Origin of the sequence: Natronomonas gomsonensis (assembly GCF_024300825.1) — an archaeon.
GTDB classification, from domain to species: Archaea; Halobacteriota; Halobacteria; order Halobacteriales; family Haloarculaceae; genus Natronomonas; species Natronomonas gomsonensis.
In genome coordinates, this window is the sequence record NZ_CP101323.1 from 2095180 (window position 1) to 2111501 (window position 16322).

Here is a 16322-nt window from a genome sequence, read left to right on the forward strand (position 1 = left end):
CGGGACGTGGCGGTTCCGAACCATCATCGTCACGATGTTCCCGATTTTGATTGCGCTGTCGGTACTGGAGATGGGGTCGGGGTACGTGCTGGAATCGCTCGAAGCGACGTATCTCGACAACCCGACGCTTTTGATTCTCGTGCCCGTGATGATAGGGATGGGCGGCAATCTCGGCGCGATTCTCTCCTCGCGGCTCTCGACGCGACTTCACCTCGGGACACTGGAGTTCTCCCCACGCGACGAGCAGTTGTGGACGAGCATCGCCGCAATCATGCTGTTGGCTGCGACGGTGTTCGGTGCCCTCGGCGTGGCTGCGTGGGTGCTCGGGCGGGTGATTGCCGAACCGATGGCGCTGGTCGACCTGCTCGTCATCTCCGTCGGGAGCGGAATGCTGTTGGCGTGCCTCGCGGTCATCCTCTCGGTGGCCGCGACGTACGTCTCCTACCAGCAGGGACTGGACCCCGACGACACGACGATTCCGGTCGTCACGAACGTCTGTGACATCCTCGGTGTGGTCGTCCTCTCGGCGGTCGCCATCGCGGTGCTGTAGGCCCCTCGGAAGCCGCCACACCGTTCGAGTGAACCGAAAGAGGCAACATTCGGCCGTCGAAAGAACTGACAATCCAGTCTGCAAGAGCCGTACCCGAACGCAGCGCCTCAACCGATGATGGAATCACTCCTCTCCGGTAGCCCGTCACGGGCCATCTACGTCGTCGTCTTCGGTCTCGCCGCGGTTGCGTGTGTCGCCAGTCTCCGCCGAGCGAGGCGCATCGACGACGCCGACACCCGACGGGGGCTGGAGTGGTTCCTCCTGTTGAGCGGCGGGTGGGCGGCCGCACACGTCGCCTACCTGCTGGCGCCTTCGACACGCCTCAGCCTCACGGCGTATCTCGTCGGCCTCACGGTCGGCTTCGCCGCCGTCGGCGCGTGGCTGTACTTCTGTTCGGCCTACACCGGCCGGAGCCTCCACGAGGACGCGACCTACAGGCGGGCCGCCGTCGTCGTCTTCGTCTTCGTCGTCGGACTGAAACTCACGAACCCGCTTCACGGACTCTACTTCACCGCCACGCCGACGGCGACGCCGTTTCCCCATCTGGCCGTCGAACACTCGCTTCTGCACTGGGCGTCGATGGGGCTGGCCTACGCGCTCAGCGCCGTCGGCTTCTTCATGCTGTTCGAGTTGTTCACGCAGGTCGGTCACGACACGCGGCCGCTGGCGGTGCTCGTGAGTCTCACGGGGCTGCCGCTCGTCTTCGATATCGTCGGCACCGCCAGCCCGCGGTTCATCGATATGACGTACGAACCGATTGGCGTCGCCCTGTTTTCGGTCGGGACGCTGTTTCTGTTCTTCGAGCGGTTCCAGACCGTCCGGTTGGCCGGCAACGTCGACAGCCCGGTCGTCTTCCTCGACGAGGACGACGAGATACGCGACAGCAACGCTCCGGCGCGCCAACTGTTTCCGAATCTCGACGACGCGGTGGGCGAACCACTAGAGGAGGCGCTTCCCGCCGTCGCCGAGCGGTTGGCGTCCGACGATAACGTTCTCGAGTTGTCACGAGACGGCGAGTCGCGGTACTACATGGTCGCGACGAACCCCTTTACGTTCGGCAACACCCGCGTCGGTCGGATGCTGTTGTTCACCGACGTGACCCAGACCGAGCGGTACCGCCAGGAAATCGAACGGCAGAACGAACGCCTCGGGCGGTTCGCGAGCGTCGTCTCCCACGACCTCCGGAATCCGCTGTCCGTCGCCCATGGCCGCATCGAGTTGGAGCAGGAAAGACAGGCCACGGAAAACGAGAACCTGACCGCGGCCGCCGACGCGCTCGACCGAATGGGACGGCTCATCGAGGACGTATTGACGCTGGCGCAGGCCGGCGACGACATCGACGACCGCCAGCCCGTATCGCTGTCGTCGATAGCCGAGCGGGCGTGGGAGACCGTCGACGCCGATGGCGGCGACCTCCGAATCGAGAGCGACGTGACGGTCGAAGCCGACCCCGAGCGACTCCGGCAGGCACTGGAGAACCTCTTTCGAAACAGCGTGGAACACGCCGGTCCGGACGTGGTGGCCACGGTGGGCGGTCTCGACGACGAGACGGGATTCTACGTCGAAGACGACGGGCCCGGGATCCCCCCGTACCTCCGCGAACAGGCCTTCGAGTGGGGCGTCTCCGGAGAAGGCGGGTCCGGCCTCGGCCTCGCCATCGTCGAGACCATCGTCAAGGGTCACGGCTGGGAGATAACGGTCGAGGAGTCCGCCAAGGGCGGCGCTCGGTTCGAAGTGACGGGCGTCCGCGCCTGACTGCCCTCAGGCCGCCAGTTCCTCGAATTCGCCCGACGACGTTCGCGTCCCTTTCGCGATGATGACGTCACCCGCCCGGAGCGTCGCGTCGGCGTCAGGAGCGAGCATCCAGTCCTCCCCGCGTCGGATGGCGAGGACGTTCATCCCGAGTTCCGCCGCCGGGACGCCATCCGCGACACGTTCGCCATCGAGGGCGCTGCCTTCGCCGACGACGACGCGGGTGAGTATCTCGTCGGATTCCTGGACTGCGAGTTCGACGACGGGGTGGACCGACAGCCCCCTGAGGACGCCCTCGCTGATGTCGAGGGCGGCGTCGCTTATCACCTCCGTCGAGACGCCGAGGTGAATGAGGCCTCGCAACACGACGGGGTCGTCGGCGTCGGCCGCCGCACGCAACAGCCACGCCTCGAACCGCGAGCGGAGGGCGTCGACCTCGACTTCGAGGTTGCGAACTTCGGCTGCGAGGTCCTCGTTGTCGAAGAGGATGCTGCCGTAGGCGAGGTCGACTGCCAACTCCGAGAGGTTCTTCATCAGGACGATGGAGTCGACGGCGCGTTCGAGGTCGTCGACCTCCGAGTCGGGCGGTGCGGGGGCGTCGTACTCCTCGCCGGTCACTGCCTCGTACACCTCGCCGACGGTTCGTTCCGGCCCGCGCAGGATGAGGCGGTCCTCGGCGGTGATGGTCGTCTCCGGGCCGGGGTTGAGTATCCAGTCGTCGCCGCGGTGGATGGCGATGACGCGGACGCCCGTCTCGCTTTCGAGGTTGATGTCCAGAAGCGTCCGGTCGGCGTACGGCGAGTCCGCGACGAGGGTGCCGCGAACGAGCGTCTCGATGGCCTCCGGAAGCGCCGCCCGCATCGCCTCCGGCAGGCCGATGTCTTCGAGGACGATTTTGGCGATGTCGCCGGCGGCGTCGCTGATTCGGTCGGCGCCCGCGGCGAGGCCCAGAACCGGCGCGAGTGCCTCCACTTCGTCGGGGTTGCGGGCCGCCATCATGAGGCTCATCCGGGCACGCAACTGCAGTACGTCCATCTTCTCTTCGAGGGCCAACACCTCGCGAGCGATGTCCTCGCTGCCGTGTAACACCGCCGAGTACGCGAGGTCGATGAGGAGTTCCGAGGTGTCTTTCATCTCGACCAACAGCTCCTTGACGCTGACCGGCTCGTACGCGACGGTCTTCGGTTGCGACCCCTCGAAACCTGCCATACGGCGCTTATACGGACGGGCCGACAAAAGGGTTGTTGCGCCGTCAGCGCGTTTTTATCCGTCGAGCACGAACGAACGGTGATGAGTGGGCCAACGAACCTCGAGGTGGACCTCCACGTCCACAGCGAGGCCTCATACGACGGCCACGAGCCGGTGGAGTTGATACTGGAACACGCCGCCGACATCGACCTCGACGCCGTGGTCATCACCGACCACGATGTCATCGGTGCCTCACTCGAAGCCGCCGAACGCGCCCGCGAGTACGGGCTCATCGGCATTCCCGGCGCCGAAATATCGACGGCCCACGGCCATCTGCTGGGCATCGGCATCGAGGAACTCCCCGAACGTGGCCGGCCGATGGGCGAAACCATCGAGGAGGTCCGCGAGTTGGGCGGCGTCGCCGTCGTTCCACACCCCTTCCAGCGCACCCGCCACGGCATCCGCAAGCGCCGACTGAAACGGCTCGACCCAGACGCAATCGAGACGTTCAACGCGTGGCTGTTCACCGGCTACCGGAACCGCCGTGCGCGGCGCTACGCCCGTCGCTACGGCTACCCATCCGTCGGCGGCAGCGACGCCCACTCGCTTTTGACCGTCGGGCGCGCCTACACCGAAATCCGCGTCGACCAGCCCATCCCCGACATCGAGAGCGACGACGTGGTCGCGGCCATCCGTTCGGGCGACACCGCCATCCAAGGGCAACGAGCGTCGCTGAAACGCTCTACCGGCCACTACGCCAAGGCGGCCGGGCGGAAAACCGCGTGGGGCGCCAAGACGGCGGCCAAGAAGAGTTCCAACGGCGCACAGTGGGCCGTGACGACCGCGATTCCCTTCCTGTGAGAGGCTGAGGAACGCTTTTGGTCGGCCGCCGAGAGGGGCGTGATATGGATTCACTCGCGACCCTCGGACCGCTGCTCGTGGTCGTCGGGGTGGCGGGGTACGTCGTCGGTATCGCCACCCCCTATCCGGGTCGGTCGTTCGCGCTGACGGCGCTGATGGTTGGAGTTACGCTGCTGGTGGTCCGACCCCCCTCGGCAGCGGGAGGGGCGCCGTGACCGTCAGCGCCGTCGTCTACAGCGAGGCAGGTATCGAGGAGTACGACGACCTCGCGGCCGCGAAGGCCGCCGAGGGGACGACGTGGGTGCGAGTCCACGAGGCCGACGACGACGAAATTTCGGCCGTCGCCGACACCTTCGACATCCACCGCCTCGCTGTAGACGACGTGGTCAACGAGGTGCGGCCGAAAACCGAAGAGTTCGCGGCGTACACGTTCGTCCTCGTCAAAACCGCGGAGTTGACCCGCGGGGAGACGACCTTCGATGAGGAGATTCGCGAGGACCCCGTCGGGGTGTTCTTCGGCACCGACTGGGTACTCACGCTTGCGCCGCGTGCGGACGACCCCATCGGTCGGGTGTGGAACGCGGTCGTCCGGGGGGACGAACGACTCCTCCAGCGCGGCCCCGACTTCACCGCCTACCGAATCATCGACGTAATCGTCGACGAGTACTTCACCTTACTCGACCGTATCGGCGACGGCATCGAAGCCATCGAGGAGGAGGTGCTCACGACGACAGATATCGAGGTACTGGAGGCCATCAACACCGTTCGCCGGGACCTGCTGTCGTTTCGGAAACTGGCGTGGCCGACCCGGGAGGCGCTGTCGGTGCTGGCCCGCGGCGACTCCGGCTACGTCGGTGAGGCGACCGAGAAGTACTTCCGGGACGTGTACGACCACCTCGTCCACGTCGTCGACCTCGTCGAAACCTACCGTGACCTCGTCTCCGGCGCCCGCGACATCTACCTCAACACCCTCTCACAGTCCAGCAACGAGGTCATGAAGGTGCTGACGGTCATCGCGACGGTCTTCCTCCCGCTGACGTTCATCGCCGGCGTCTACGGGATGAACTTCAGTGGCGGCCCCTACAACATGCCGGAGTTGGGCTGGACGTTCGGCTATCCCGCGGTGATGCTCGGCATGGCGCTGGTCGGCCTCGTGATGGTGTGGGCGTTCCGCGAGCGCGGCTATGTCTGAGTTCGAGCAAAACGAATCCCTCCTGATTTTTCAGGAGGTTTCGTGCGTCAAACCGCAACACGGGAGTCGAATTATAACGCCGCTTTTTTATACTCATGTCCCCCACCCTCGGCAACTCCAGTGACCCGCTCGTTGTCCCAAGATTCAGTCGTCAAGAGGTTTCTGAAGTATCAGCACGTCCTCGTGTTCCTCGCGCCGGTCGTGTTCGTCGCGTTCGTCTTCACGATGGCGCCGACCGAAACCGCGAATCCGGGGGCCGATTACTGGCTCGAATACTGGTGGCTGTTCCCCTTCTTCCTTCTGGGAGCCACCATCGTCAACACCGTCGGCATCAGCGGTGCGGCGCTGTTCGTACCGTTCCTCATCTTCATCTTCCCGGTGTTGGCTGGCCACTCGCTGGACGCCGAAACCATCGTCAAGGTCGGCCTCATCAGCGAGTCGTTCGGCCTCTCCAGTTCCGCCCTGGCGTTCATTTCGTACGGACTGGTCGACCGCCGACTGGCCGCCTCGCTCGTCGCCGGCGCGCTGCCGTTCGTCATCGGCGGCGCCTTCCTGTCGTTTTTCATCCCCGAAGCGCTGTTCCAGTTCCTTCTGGCGGTGCTTCTGATACTGTCGTCGTACATCCTGTTCAGAGCCGACATCGGCCACGAGGAACCCGGCGCTGATGCCGAACCGCAGGCAGCGACCGACGGTGGGACCACCGGCGCACTTCCCGACGACGCGGCGAAACTCGGCCCCGCCGGCGTCGTCACCAGCGACGAGGGCAACGTCACCCGCGTCGACCGCGACGGCAACGACTACCGCTACGACCGCGGTGGCTACCTCGAACGGTTCGCCGTCTACGGCTTCGGCGGTGTCTTTCAGGGGCTGGCCGGCTTCGGCATCGGCGAAATCGGCATCGTCTCGATGCTCCGGTCGTCGATTCCGGTCCGCGTCGCCATCGGCACCAACCACATCGTCGTCGCGACGACGGCCATCGTCGCGTCGCTGACCCACGTCTTCGGCGGCGGCCTGGTCGGCGGCCACAGCATGAACCTCGCATTGACGCCGTGGAACATGGTCATCTTCACCGTCCCGGCGACGGTAATCGGCGGCCAGATAGCACCTTACGTCGCCGCCGCCCTCGATACGGACACGCTGAAACGCTTCGTCGCCTTCGTGTTCGCGGTCATCGCGACCGCGCTGTTCGTCCTCGTCGGACAAGCGGTGCTGTAGGCCGCGGCCGCTCCCGCCGCGAGGCCTGTGCTTTTGTCCGTTGAGCGCCGAGTCGCCGTATGAGCGAAACCCAGTCCACGGAAGCCGTCACGGTGTACGCCGACTACGTCTGCCCGTTCTGCTATCTCGGCTACGCCTCCTTCGACCAGTACCGAGAGGCCCGCGACGAGTCGCTGGACACCGACTGGCACCCCTTCGATTTGCGCGCCAGCAAGCGCCGCGCCGACGGAACCATCGACCACTCCGTCGACGACGGGAAGGACGAATCCTACTTCGAGGAGGCGAAAAAGAACGTCCGCCGACTCGCCGACCGCTACGGCGTCGAGATGGAGTTGGACCTCAGCCGGGAGGTCGATTCCTACGACGCCCAGCGAGTCGCGTTCCGCGCCCGCGAGGACCACCCCGAGGCCTTCGAGGCGTTCCACCGCGGCGTCTTCGATGCACTGTGGGAAGAGGGCCGTGACATCGGCGATGGTGATGTGCTCGAAGACATCGCTACCGAAGCGGGACTGCCGGCCGGCTACGTCGAATCGGTCCTCGACGACGAGGCCAGCGCCGAAGAACTGGAATCCGCCTTCGAGGCCGCCCAACAGCGCGGCATCACGGGCGTGCCGACGTTCGTCTCCGACGACCACGCGGCCCGCGGTGCGGTTCCGCCGGAGCAACTGAAGCGACTCGTCGAAGGCGTCTAACTGACGTATTTTTCGCGCGTCTCGGTCAACACTTCGCGGGCGTGCCCGGAGGGGTCGGCCATCTCGGGGTCGTAGACGGCGACGACCTCGCCGCCGGCGAGGACGAACGTCAGTCGGTCCGTATAGCCCTCGGAGGTGTCGAGGCCGAACGCCTCGGCGACCGCGCCGTCGGTGTCGGCGAGCAACTCGAAGTCGATGCCTTCCTCGTCGGCGAAGTCGGCGTGGGTATCGACGTCGTCCATCGAGACGCCGTAGACGGTGATGCCGGAGTCGCGGAACTCCGGGAGGGCGTCCTGAAAGTCGTTGGCTTCGATGGTACAGCCGCCGGTGAAGTCCTTCGGGTAGAAGTACACCACCGTCGGCTCCTCGAAGTCGGGAGAGACCGACTCGCCGCGTTGGTTCGGTGCGCTGACTGCCGGTGCCGAATCGCCGGGTTCGAGCATAGCGGCCGTTCGAGAGCCGTCGGTAAACGCGTTCGGGTCGCGGACGCGGCATCTCGTCCCGCCAGAGAAGAAACCATGAACTTGGTTCGAGTTCCCACGTATAACTCTCCACACATAGACGGCGTAACACATTGGTCGAACAGTACGCGTGGGACGGTATGGTAGACGACGAACGAACGAGCATCCACCGACGGACGCTTCTACGGGCGGCGGCAGCGGGGGCCGGTGTGGGGCTGACTGGCGCCGGCACCGTGGTAGGGACGGACGGGCCGACGAACGACGCGCTACGGCGGGCGAACACACAAGCAGCACGGGGGCCGCGGTACGTCCTCGATTATCAGGACGAGTTCAGCGAGACCCTCCGACGGACCATCGAGACGTTCCCCGGAATCGAGCAGTGTGTCTACCCGAACGCCGACCGCGAAATCTACGGCCCGACGGACGTGAACGCCCAGACCGCAAACGGCGGATTGGCCGTGGCGTTCAACGACCGCGGGACGATGACGGTGTGTAAGTGGCCAAACCCGTCGTACTACGACCACGTGAAGTACTTCGCGGAGGACCGAAGCGCCGACCATTACGGCGCGGCCCCAAACGAGGGCGCGTTTCTCGGCCTCGCGGTCGAGACAACGGAGGGAACGGAGACGGCGTGGCTTCGGGAGTGGGAGACGACCCAACATCACCCCGAGGGACTGACCGACGTGGTGGTGACCGAACACCGTTCGGACCACTTCGGACTGACCGTCACCGTCGAGGACGTCGTCGACGCTGACGAGGACGTGTTGGTCAGGGACGTGACCGTCGAACGGGACGACGATTCGCCGGTCGAGAAAGCACGCCTCCTCGCCTTCGAGAACCTCTCGTTGAACGTCTCGAAACTCCCCTTCCTGCCGGTGACCGACGCCTGTCTGGAGGAGGGTAATGCGGATTTCGCCACCTACGACCGCGCTGTTGACGCCATCGTCCACGCCAGACAGGGTGTCGACGTCTCGACGGGCGAGCAAGCAAGCGTCGCCGTCGGCATGGGCTTTCGGGAACCGAGCACCGACCACCAGGTCGGTGGCGACGCCTTCGAGTCGGCCTCGACGCCCGACGAGGTCGCCCTCGATGCCGGGAGTGCGGTATTCGAGGGGGTGGAGGAGGTGCCCGAAAGCGGCCCGCTGACCGGCGCCGTCGGTGGCCTCCGGGAGGCGACGTACGGGAACGCCCTTGCTCGGGACGCCTATCTCGATGCCACCGAGTCCGTCGAGTTGGCCGGCAACGACAGTTACCTCGGGCAGACGACGGGCGTCCTCTCCCGGGTGCTGTCCTTCGAGGGCGATACGGCGACTGCGACGGTGTACTTCGCCGCCGGAGCCAACGCCGCCGTCGTCGGCGAACGTCTCGGGTCGGCGCGAGAGCGAGACCCGGCCGCGATTCGAGCCGAGAAGCGGGCGTGGCTCGAAGGGGTTCTGTCGGACGCACCGATGCCCGACACCGACGACGAGGATATCCTCGCGCTGTGTCGGCGTGCGCTGGTGACGCTGGCGACGACGTACGACCCCGACTCGGGCACCATCGTCGCTTCCATCGCCACGCAGTCGCCCTACGGCGAGGACTGGCCTCGCGACGGGGCGTACTTCAATCACCTCCTGGAGGCCATCGGCCGCCACGATTGGGTCGAGAAGCACAACCGCTTCTACGTCGAGAATCAACAATCCGTCGAGAACCCGCAACTACCCGACCTCGTGCCGCCGGGCAACTGGGCGATGAACTACTACGCCGACGGCGTCCCCGGCGGGCCGATACCGTACGAAATCGACGAGACGGGTTACGGCATCTGGACGCTGTGGGACCACTACGACGCCACCGGCGACGAGGCGTACCTCCGGGAGGTGTATCCGGCCATCAAGCGGGCGGCCGACTACCTCGTCGACTGTGCGGACCCCGAAACCGGCCTCCACTGTCCGGCCTGGGAGGACGACCGGCCGATGCCACAACAGACCGCCGTCGGCGCCCTCACCGTCTGGCTGGGCCTCGACAGCGCGCGGAAGGCCGCCGACGCGCTCGGTCGAAGCGAAGACCGGACCCGATGGACGGTCCGCCGGAACGAACTCGCCGAGGGCATCGAGGCGGAATGTTACGACGAGGCCACCGGCTACGGCGCGAAAGCCGGATTCACCTTCGCCGAGACGGTGTGGCCCGTCGGCTACCGTCCGGAGGTCGGGTCGGGAGACGGAACGCTCGACCATCCGCGTATCGAGAACACCCTCGACCGGGAATGGGCGGAACTGGAGACCACCTTCGCCGAGCCCGAAGCGGGCGAACGCGACGGGGGACTCTACGAGTCGAAGGGGCTGCTCGCGTTGGCGAAGGCCCGACGGACCGAGGAACCGGGCAGTATCGACGACGTTCGGAATGGACTTCGGTGGGTCGCGACCGAACACGCCACCGAAGGAACACACGTCCTCGGGGAGGTGTGGATGGCCGAGGAGAACGACGACGGCGAACGGGAAATCGTCTCCGCCGTCTCACAGCCCCACGTCTGGGAGCAGAGCCTGTTCTACCTGGCGGCGCTGGAGGCTTGGCCGCCGGAGGGACTCGAGTTCGACGCCGATTCGCTGGGCGGCGTCATCGAGGCGCTTCGGGAGCGAAACGCCCCGGGTCAGTCGTAACTGACACCCGTCAGTTCCTCGGAGACCGACCACAGCCGTTCGGCGGTGTCCTCGTCGTAGGAACGCTTGCTGGAGCGTTGGGTCTCGGGCGCGCCGCGCATGTTCTTGAAACCGCCGGGGCCGACGTAGTCGCCGCCCTCGACATCCTCGGCGGTCGCGGCGTACAGCATCGGCAGCGCGCCCGCCTCGGCCGACTGGGCGAAGATGCGGTTTGCGAGTGCCATCGCCGCGAGTTTGAGCCGCGACCCCTCCTGTTCGGGGCCGCGACGCTGGAGGTTCGTCGCCGCGTAGCCGGGGTGACAGCCGACGCTCGTCAGTTCGTCGCCGTAGCGGCGGTCGAGTTCGTAGGCGAAGAGCAGATTCGCGAGTTTGCTCTGGGCGTAGGCGCCCCACTTGTCGTAGTCGTCGGTACTCTGTAGGTCCTCGAAGTCGATTTCCCCGTTCGCGTGGATGCCGCTGGACTGGGTGACGACCCGTGGGTCGGGCGCCGCCCGGAGGGAATCGAGCAACAGACCCGTCAGCGCGAAGTGGCCGAGGTGGTTGACGCCGAACTGCGTCTCGAATCCGTCGGCCGTTTCGCTGCGTGGAATCGCCATCACGCCGGCGTTGTTGCACAGAACATCGATACGACCGAGGTCGGCGACCGAATCGGCGAAGGCTCGAATCGAGTCGAGGTCCGCGAGGTCGAGTGCCTCGACGGTCAGCGACGCACCAGGGGCCTCCTCGCGAATCTCCTCGCGTGCGTCCGCTGCTGCGTCAACGTCCCGGCAGGCCATCACGACGTGGGCGCCCTCCCTGGCGAATGCGCGGGTCGCTTCGAGACCGAGGCCACTGTTTGCCCCTGTTACGACGACGGTTCGACCCGACAACTCCGGCATGTCTTCGAGCGTCCAGTTCGGCATACTGGTAGAACCGGCGGGAGCGACATACGTGTTCGGTCATCGTCCAACGAAAATTTAGTTGAATATTTATACAACCGTACATCGTCGGCAGAACGCAGATTTGTGGGGCGACGGGATGACCGTCCATGCGACCGAACAGTACACGAGTGCTGCTTGTGACCGCGGTGTTGTGTCTCGCAGCCGTCGCCTTCGTCGGCGTCGGCGCCGCCGCAGAGGACCCGACCGATGGAACGACAATCGACGTGAACATCGACGTTGACGCAGACGGCGAGGGCGGCGACGGGAGCGTCGTCTGTACCGGTGCGGTGACCGACCACGACTGCGACAAAAGCGGCGAACTCGACGCCGGCCCGACGAGCGTCGAGTACGACGGCTTCAACGACGACAGCCTCGACGAGCGGTCCTCTGCCTTCGGCGACACCTTCGTCGTGACGGCCGGCAACGAGTCGGCGACAGTCGGCTTCACCTGTGAACTCGGCCTCGAACCGTCCGCGGAGAACCCCTGTCCGGTCGAGGCTTCCCAAGGTGACACCACCGAAGACGGCGACGAGCCGAGCAACGACGAATCCCACCCAAGCGAGAACGGCGAAGGTGACGGAAACGCACCCGAACACGCAAACGGCCCGCAGTAACGCATCGGCCGACTCACCGAACTGAACCGCCGCAGGGTATAGGCCCCCTCGCGTCGAAGCCGCCACGAATGGCTGCCATTCGGACGCGCGAGTTGTCGAAACGATACGGCGACGTGGTGGCGCTGGACTCGCTGTCGCTGACCGTCGACGACGGCGAGTGCTACGGGTTTCTCGGCCCCAACGGCGCCGGCAAGTCCACGACCATCAACATCCTGACGGGCCAACTCGTCCCCGATAGCGGCGAGGCCCGCGTCGCGGGCGTCGACCCCGTCGAGACGCCCGTCGAGGCGCGGCGACATGTCGGCATCTTACCGGAGAGCGGCCGGCCACCGTCGTTTCTGACGGTTCGTGAGTACTTCGAGTTCGCCGCGGCCACTCGCGACATCGAGGAGGCGACGCTGACCGAACGGGTCGACCGCTGGGCGGAGCGACTGGAGTTCGTCCACAAACTCGACACGCTGTGTACTGACCTCTCGCAGGGGGAGCGACAGAAGGTGCTCATCACGCAGGCGTTCCTCCACGAACCGAAGGTCGTCTTCATCGACGAACCGCTGACGAACCTCGACCCGATTATGCAGGAACGGGTCAAGAAGTTCTTCGAGACCTACCGCGACGCCGGCAACACGCTGTTTCTGTCGACGCACTTCGTCGAGACGGCCGCCGAGGTGTGTACGCAGGTGGGCATCCTGAACCGCGGTCGCCTGCTTGAGGAACTCCGGCCCGGTGGAATGGACGGCGACGCACTGCTCGACCAGTTCTTCGCGTCGGTCGAAGAGGACGTACAAGAGGCGGAACTGCAACGCACGCCATGACGCTGTCGACCACCTATCTGCTCCGAGTGATGGCCAGAGAGGAGTTCCGCCTCCACGGCCGAATGTTCGGCGGGAAGCGCTTCGCGATGTTTCCCGTCTTCGTCGCCACGGTCGCCGGCGGCACGGCCGCGTTTTTCGCGCTCGCCAACGCCGACACCGGCCTGCTCATCGCCGGCCTTCATCTGGTCGTCGCCACCCTCGGCCTGCAGGTCGGCACCGTCGGATTGGTGGGGCGGGACGCTCTCGAAGACCTGCTGGGGGAGACGACGCTGCTGCTGTTTTCTGCGCGTACCCTGCCCGTTGAGCCGAAGAAACTGCTCGTCGCCTTCCTCGTGAAGGACGTGGGCTACTACGCCGTCCTCTTCCTGTTGCCGCTGACCGTCGGCTTGGTGCCGCTAGTCGTCATGGCCGACGTTCCCGCCGCTCGCCTGCCACTTTTGTTCCTCACGAGTGTCGGGATGTTCGCCCTCGGCGTGGCCGCGAGTTTCGCGCTCGTCGGCGTCCACACGCGCTCGCGGACGGCCTCCATCGCCGTGGTCGTCGCCGTCGTCGCCGCGCTCCTCCTCGATGGCTCCCGAGCGCTCGCGGTGACCCCGTACGGCCTGCTGTCGGAAATTCGGCCGCTGACCGTCGCCGGGAGTCTGCTTTTGCCCGTCTTCCTCGGCGTCGTCGGCGTCGTCGCCTTCCGGTTCGACCGCCGGACGCCCTCCCGGACGGCCGCCAACCGCTTCGGGTGGCTCCACCGGAAGCTGGGGGCCGCGGACGAACAGGGACTGCTTGCCAAATCGCTGCTCGACGTGGTGCGTTCCTCCGGTGGCCTCTGGAAGGTCGTCTTCTCGCAGGGGTTGGTCTTCGCCGTCCTCGCGGTCCTCTTGGCGTTCCTGCCCGACGTGGTTCCGGTCCGGCCGGAACCGGGCCTCACCATCGCCGCCGTCCTCGCGCTGGGTTCGTTTACCACCTACAACTGGCTCTGTCAGTTCGACGATACGGCCTTTTACCTCCGGCATCCCGTCTCGCTGTCGGCGGTGTTCCGGGCGAAGCTGCTCGGGTTCTGTCTGCTCGCGTTGCCCTCGGGGTTGGCTTTCCTCGTGCTGGGCGCGGTCGTCTTCGGCACCGGGACGATGGCCGTCGGCATCGCCGTCTTCGCGCCGCTGTGTCTGTACGTCTTCGGCGTGACGGCGTACGTGGCCGGCCTCGAACCGACAGAGTTGCTCTTCGACACGCCCGTCTTCGCCGGGTTCACGGTAGCGATGATGGTCGTCCTTATCCCGCTGGTGGTCGCCGCCATCGCCTTCACGCTGTATCCGACCGGTCTCGCGCTCGGGAGCGTCGGCTACGCGTCGCTGTCCGGACTCGCGGGACTCGGCCTGTATCGGCGGGCCGGAACGAGGTGGGAAGGGCGGGCGCTGGACGGAACGGACTGACCTACAGCCTGTATCGACAGCCCGGGAGCAGTGAACGAGGAAGTGGTGAAAATCTAATACATTGGATTAAATTACATTATATATGGAGGAGACAAAAGAACGTGATTCGGGGGTACTCTTCGAACGTATCATTGCCGCAGTAATCGACCTACTGGTGATGATTCCTCTGGTCGCAACGATTGCAGCAATTTTGGGCGTCGGAACCCAATCCGAGGCCGTCTTCGTCTCGGCAGTTCTCGTCGGATATTTTTCGTACTACATCGTTCCGGAGTGGCTGTACGGTCGGACGCTGGGAAAGCAACTACTCGGAATAATCGTCATTCGTTCGGACGGTCGAGTTCCGTCGCTCGAACAGGCCGTGCTGCGTAACCTGTTGCGAATCATCGACGGAGCGGGAGGATACCTGTTTGGACTGCTCGTAATCCTGTTCACAAACAAGAATCAACGGGTCGGCGACCTCCTCTCGGGAACGGTCGTCGTTTCTAGGGAGTGATTACAGTTCGTAGAGGTCGCCGAACTTCGATTCCGCGTATTCGAGGAAGTAGTCGGCGGTGAAGGATTCGCCGGTGGCCTCCTCGATGAGGTCGTCGGTGGTGTAGCGCTGACCGTGGCTGTGGACGTTGTCGGTGAGCCACTCGTGGAGCGCGTCGAATTCGCCGGAGCGGACCTGCGAGTCGAGGTCGCCGATGTCGGAGGCGGCGGCGTCGTACAGTTGGGCCGCCAGCACGCTCCCCAGCGAGTAGGTCGGGAAGTAGCCGAAGGAGCCGTGACTCCAGTGGATGTCCTGCAGACAGCCCTCGCCGTCGGCGTCGGGGCGGACGCCGAGGTACTCTTCCATCTTGTCGTTCCAGACGGCGGGGACCTCCTCGACGTCGAGGTCGCCGGCCAGCAGGTCGCGTTCGATTTCGAACCGCAGGATGATGTGGAGGTGGTAGGTGAGTTCGTCGGCCTCGACGCGGATGAGGTTGTCCTCGTACACCTGGTTTGCGGCCTCGTAGGCCTGCCGGGCGGTGAGGTCGGTGCCGTACTGCTCGTTGAACTGTGTGACGAACAACTCCCAGAACGGTTGGGTGCGGCCGACGTGGTTCTCCCAGAGCCGCGATTGGGACTCGTGGACGGTCAGCCCGCGGTGTTCGCCGAGCGGAGAGCCGTAGGCGTCCTGTCGGAGCCCCTGGGTGTAGGTGGCGTGGCCGAACTCGTGGATGGTCGAGCCAAGGGAGTCCAGCGGGTCGGACTCGTCGAATCGGGTGGTGACGCGGGCGTCGAACTGCGTCCCCGAGGAGAAGGGGTGCGGTGCGGTGTCGATGCGGCCGTGTTCGAAGTCGTAGCCGAGCGTGTCAAGGGCCTCACGAGCGAGGTCCATCTGTTGGTCTTCGGGGAAGGTGCCGTCGACGCTGTAGAGGTCGGCATCGGAGTCGCGAATCTCGTCGATGAGGGGGACGAGGCGCTCCCGGAGGTTCTCGAGGACGCGTTCGGCGGTGTCGAGGTCGATGTACGGTTCGTAGTCCGCGAACAGCACCTCGTAGGGGTCGGCCGAGGCGTCGATGTGTTCGGCGTACTCGCGTTTGAGGTCGAGCAGGCGCTCGACGGTCGGCGCGAAGGCGTCCCAATCGTCGTCGGCTTTGGCCTCCTGCCAGACGGGGTGGGCGTCGCTCGTCGCCTCGCTGATTTCGGTGACGAGGTCGGTCGGAACGCGGGCCTTCCGCTCGTGTTGTCGTCGAATCTCGCGGACGACGGCGGCTTCCTCGGCGGGGAGGTCGGCATCATCGAGGGCATCGAGGTTTTCGGCCACGTCGTCGTCGACGAGGATGTCGTGGGCGACCGCCGAAATCGCACCGCGCTGTTTCGAGCGGGCGGGCGTCCCACCTTCGGGCATCATCACTTCCTGGTCCCAGCTCAGCACCATGTTCGCGTCGCCGAGATACGTCGCCCGCTGGTACTCCGCCAGCAGGTCGGCGTAGGCCTCGGGGACGCTCGATTGGTCCGTCGCCATGGCAAATACTGC

The 16322-nt window shown here is 65.6% G+C and carries 16 protein-coding genes; 12 read left to right on the forward strand and 4 right to left on the reverse strand.

Annotated elements, in window-relative coordinates:
- The first annotated feature begins 34 nt into the window (after positions 1–34).
- Together NMP98_RS11260 and NMP98_RS11265 are read left to right on the forward strand one after the other, a co-directional pair.
- Complete coding sequence (locus NMP98_RS11260; RefSeq protein ID WP_254861319.1) at positions 35–550, forward strand: magnesium transporter; 516 nt, start codon at positions 35–37, stop codon at positions 548–550.
- Between the two features lie 117 nt (positions 551–667).
- Positions 668–2305, forward strand: coding sequence for a sensor histidine kinase (locus tag NMP98_RS11265; RefSeq protein WP_254857670.1), 1638 nt, complete (start codon positions 668–670; stop codon positions 2303–2305).
- A 6-nt stretch (positions 2306–2311) separates the two neighbouring features.
- Here NMP98_RS11265 and NMP98_RS11270 read toward each other — a convergent pair whose 3' ends face one another.
- Positions 2312–3511: a potassium channel family protein gene (locus tag NMP98_RS11270; protein WP_254857672.1), complete on the reverse strand. Its 1200-nt coding sequence runs from the start codon at positions 3509–3511 to the stop codon at positions 2312–2314.
- An 81-nt stretch (positions 3512–3592) separates the two neighbouring features.
- On the opposite strand from NMP98_RS11270, the gene NMP98_RS11275 reads away from it, so the two are divergent.
- The 5 genes from NMP98_RS11275 to NMP98_RS11295 all read left to right on the forward strand — a co-directional run bounded on the left by NMP98_RS11275 (position 3593) and on the right by NMP98_RS11295 (position 7450).
- Positions 3593–4351, forward strand: coding sequence for a CehA/McbA family metallohydrolase (locus tag NMP98_RS11275; RefSeq protein WP_254857674.1), 759 nt, complete (start codon positions 3593–3595; stop codon positions 4349–4351).
- Between the two features lie 44 nt (positions 4352–4395).
- Positions 4396–4566 (forward strand): hypothetical protein, encoded by a 171-nt coding sequence (locus NMP98_RS11280; RefSeq protein ID WP_254857675.1) that lies wholly within the window; start codon positions 4396–4398, stop codon positions 4564–4566.
- Complete coding sequence (gene corA, locus NMP98_RS11285) at positions 4563–5543, forward strand: magnesium/cobalt transporter CorA (RefSeq protein ID WP_254857677.1); 981 nt, start codon at positions 4563–4565, stop codon at positions 5541–5543. The genes NMP98_RS11280 and corA overlap by 4 nt, the downstream gene beginning before the upstream one ends.
- 120 nt (positions 5544–5663) lie before the next feature.
- On the forward strand, positions 5664–6758 hold the full coding sequence (locus tag NMP98_RS11290) for a sulfite exporter TauE/SafE family protein (RefSeq protein WP_254857679.1): 1095 nt from the start codon (positions 5664–5666) through the stop codon (positions 6756–6758).
- 59 nt (positions 6759–6817) lie between these two features.
- Entirely contained in the window at positions 6818–7450 is a 633-nt protein-coding gene (locus NMP98_RS11295) for a DsbA family oxidoreductase (RefSeq protein WP_254857681.1), read from the forward strand.
- On the opposite strand, the gene NMP98_RS11300 is transcribed toward NMP98_RS11295, so the two are convergent.
- Positions 7447–7893, reverse strand: a complete 447-nt coding sequence (locus tag NMP98_RS11300) for a peroxiredoxin (RefSeq protein WP_254857683.1) — start codon at positions 7891–7893, stop codon at positions 7447–7449. The two genes, NMP98_RS11295 and NMP98_RS11300, sit on opposite strands and share 4 nt — an antisense overlap.
- Before the next feature lie 158 nt (positions 7894–8051).
- Between NMP98_RS11300 and NMP98_RS11305 the strand changes: the two genes are divergently transcribed.
- Positions 8052–10547, forward strand: coding sequence for a glycoside hydrolase family 15 protein (locus NMP98_RS11305; protein ID WP_254857685.1), 2496 nt, complete (start codon positions 8052–8054; stop codon positions 10545–10547).
- Here the strand turns inward: NMP98_RS11305 and NMP98_RS11310 are convergent.
- Positions 10538–11449 (reverse strand): oxidoreductase, encoded by a 912-nt coding sequence (locus NMP98_RS11310; RefSeq protein ID WP_254857686.1) that lies wholly within the window; start codon positions 11447–11449, stop codon positions 10538–10540. The two genes, NMP98_RS11305 and NMP98_RS11310, sit on opposite strands and share 10 nt — an antisense overlap.
- Before the next feature lie 125 nt (positions 11450–11574).
- Between NMP98_RS11310 and NMP98_RS11315 the strand changes: the two genes are divergently transcribed.
- The 4 genes from NMP98_RS11315 (at position 11575) to NMP98_RS11330 (ending at position 14810) form a co-directional block, all read left to right on the forward strand.
- Complete coding sequence (locus NMP98_RS11315; protein WP_254857687.1) at positions 11575–12081, forward strand: hypothetical protein; 507 nt, start codon at positions 11575–11577, stop codon at positions 12079–12081.
- Between the two features lie 68 nt (positions 12082–12149).
- A complete protein-coding gene (locus tag NMP98_RS11320) occupies positions 12150–12893 on the forward strand; it encodes an ABC transporter ATP-binding protein (RefSeq protein ID WP_254857689.1) in 744 nt (247 codons plus the stop codon).
- Positions 12890–14317, forward strand: coding sequence for a hypothetical protein (locus NMP98_RS11325; protein WP_254857691.1), 1428 nt, complete (start codon positions 12890–12892; stop codon positions 14315–14317). Before NMP98_RS11320 ends, NMP98_RS11325 begins: the two co-directional genes overlap by 4 nt.
- Before the next feature lie 82 nt (positions 14318–14399).
- Complete coding sequence (locus tag NMP98_RS11330; protein WP_254857693.1) at positions 14400–14810, forward strand: RDD family protein; 411 nt, start codon at positions 14400–14402, stop codon at positions 14808–14810.
- On the opposite strand, the gene NMP98_RS11335 is transcribed toward NMP98_RS11330, so the two are convergent.
- Complete coding sequence (locus NMP98_RS11335; protein WP_254857695.1) at positions 14811–16310, reverse strand: carboxypeptidase M32; 1500 nt, start codon at positions 16308–16310, stop codon at positions 14811–14813.
- Between the last annotated feature and the right edge of the window lie 12 nt (positions 16311–16322).

Excerpts from the sequence above, each read along its gene's own strand:
- NMP98_RS11260 (WP_254861319.1), top strand. The coding sequence starts at position 35 with ATGTTCCCGATTTTGATTGCGCTGTCGGTACTGGAGATGGGGTCGGGG.
- NMP98_RS11265 (WP_254857670.1), top strand. The coding sequence starts at position 668 with ATGGAATCACTCCTCTCCGGTAGCCCGTCACGGGCCATCTACGTCGTC.
- NMP98_RS11270 (WP_254857672.1), bottom strand. The coding sequence starts at position 3,511 with ATGGCAGGTTTCGAGGGGTCGCAACCGAAGACCGTCGCGTACGAGCCG.
- NMP98_RS11275 (WP_254857674.1), top strand. The coding sequence starts at position 3,593 with ATGAGTGGGCCAACGAACCTCGAGGTGGACCTCCACGTCCACAGCGAG.
- NMP98_RS11280 (WP_254857675.1), top strand. The coding sequence starts at position 4,396 with ATGGATTCACTCGCGACCCTCGGACCGCTGCTCGTGGTCGTCGGGGTG.
- NMP98_RS11295 (WP_254857681.1), top strand. The coding sequence starts at position 6,818 with ATGAGCGAAACCCAGTCCACGGAAGCCGTCACGGTGTACGCCGACTAC.
- NMP98_RS11300 (WP_254857683.1), bottom strand. The coding sequence starts at position 7,893 with ATGCTCGAACCCGGCGATTCGGCACCGGCAGTCAGCGCACCGAACCAA.
- NMP98_RS11305 (WP_254857685.1), top strand. The coding sequence starts at position 8,052 with ATGGTAGACGACGAACGAACGAGCATCCACCGACGGACGCTTCTACGG.
- NMP98_RS11310 (WP_254857686.1), bottom strand. The coding sequence starts at position 11,449 with ATGCCGAACTGGACGCTCGAAGACATGCCGGAGTTGTCGGGTCGAACC.
- NMP98_RS11315 (WP_254857687.1), top strand. The coding sequence starts at position 11,575 with ATGCGACCGAACAGTACACGAGTGCTGCTTGTGACCGCGGTGTTGTGT.
- NMP98_RS11320 (WP_254857689.1), top strand. The coding sequence starts at position 12,150 with ATGGCTGCCATTCGGACGCGCGAGTTGTCGAAACGATACGGCGACGTG.
- NMP98_RS11325 (WP_254857691.1), top strand. The coding sequence starts at position 12,890 with ATGACGCTGTCGACCACCTATCTGCTCCGAGTGATGGCCAGAGAGGAG.
- NMP98_RS11330 (WP_254857693.1), top strand. The coding sequence starts at position 14,400 with ATGGAGGAGACAAAAGAACGTGATTCGGGGGTACTCTTCGAACGTATC.
- NMP98_RS11335 (WP_254857695.1), bottom strand. The coding sequence starts at position 16,310 with ATGGCGACGGACCAATCGAGCGTCCCCGAGGCCTACGCCGACCTGCTG.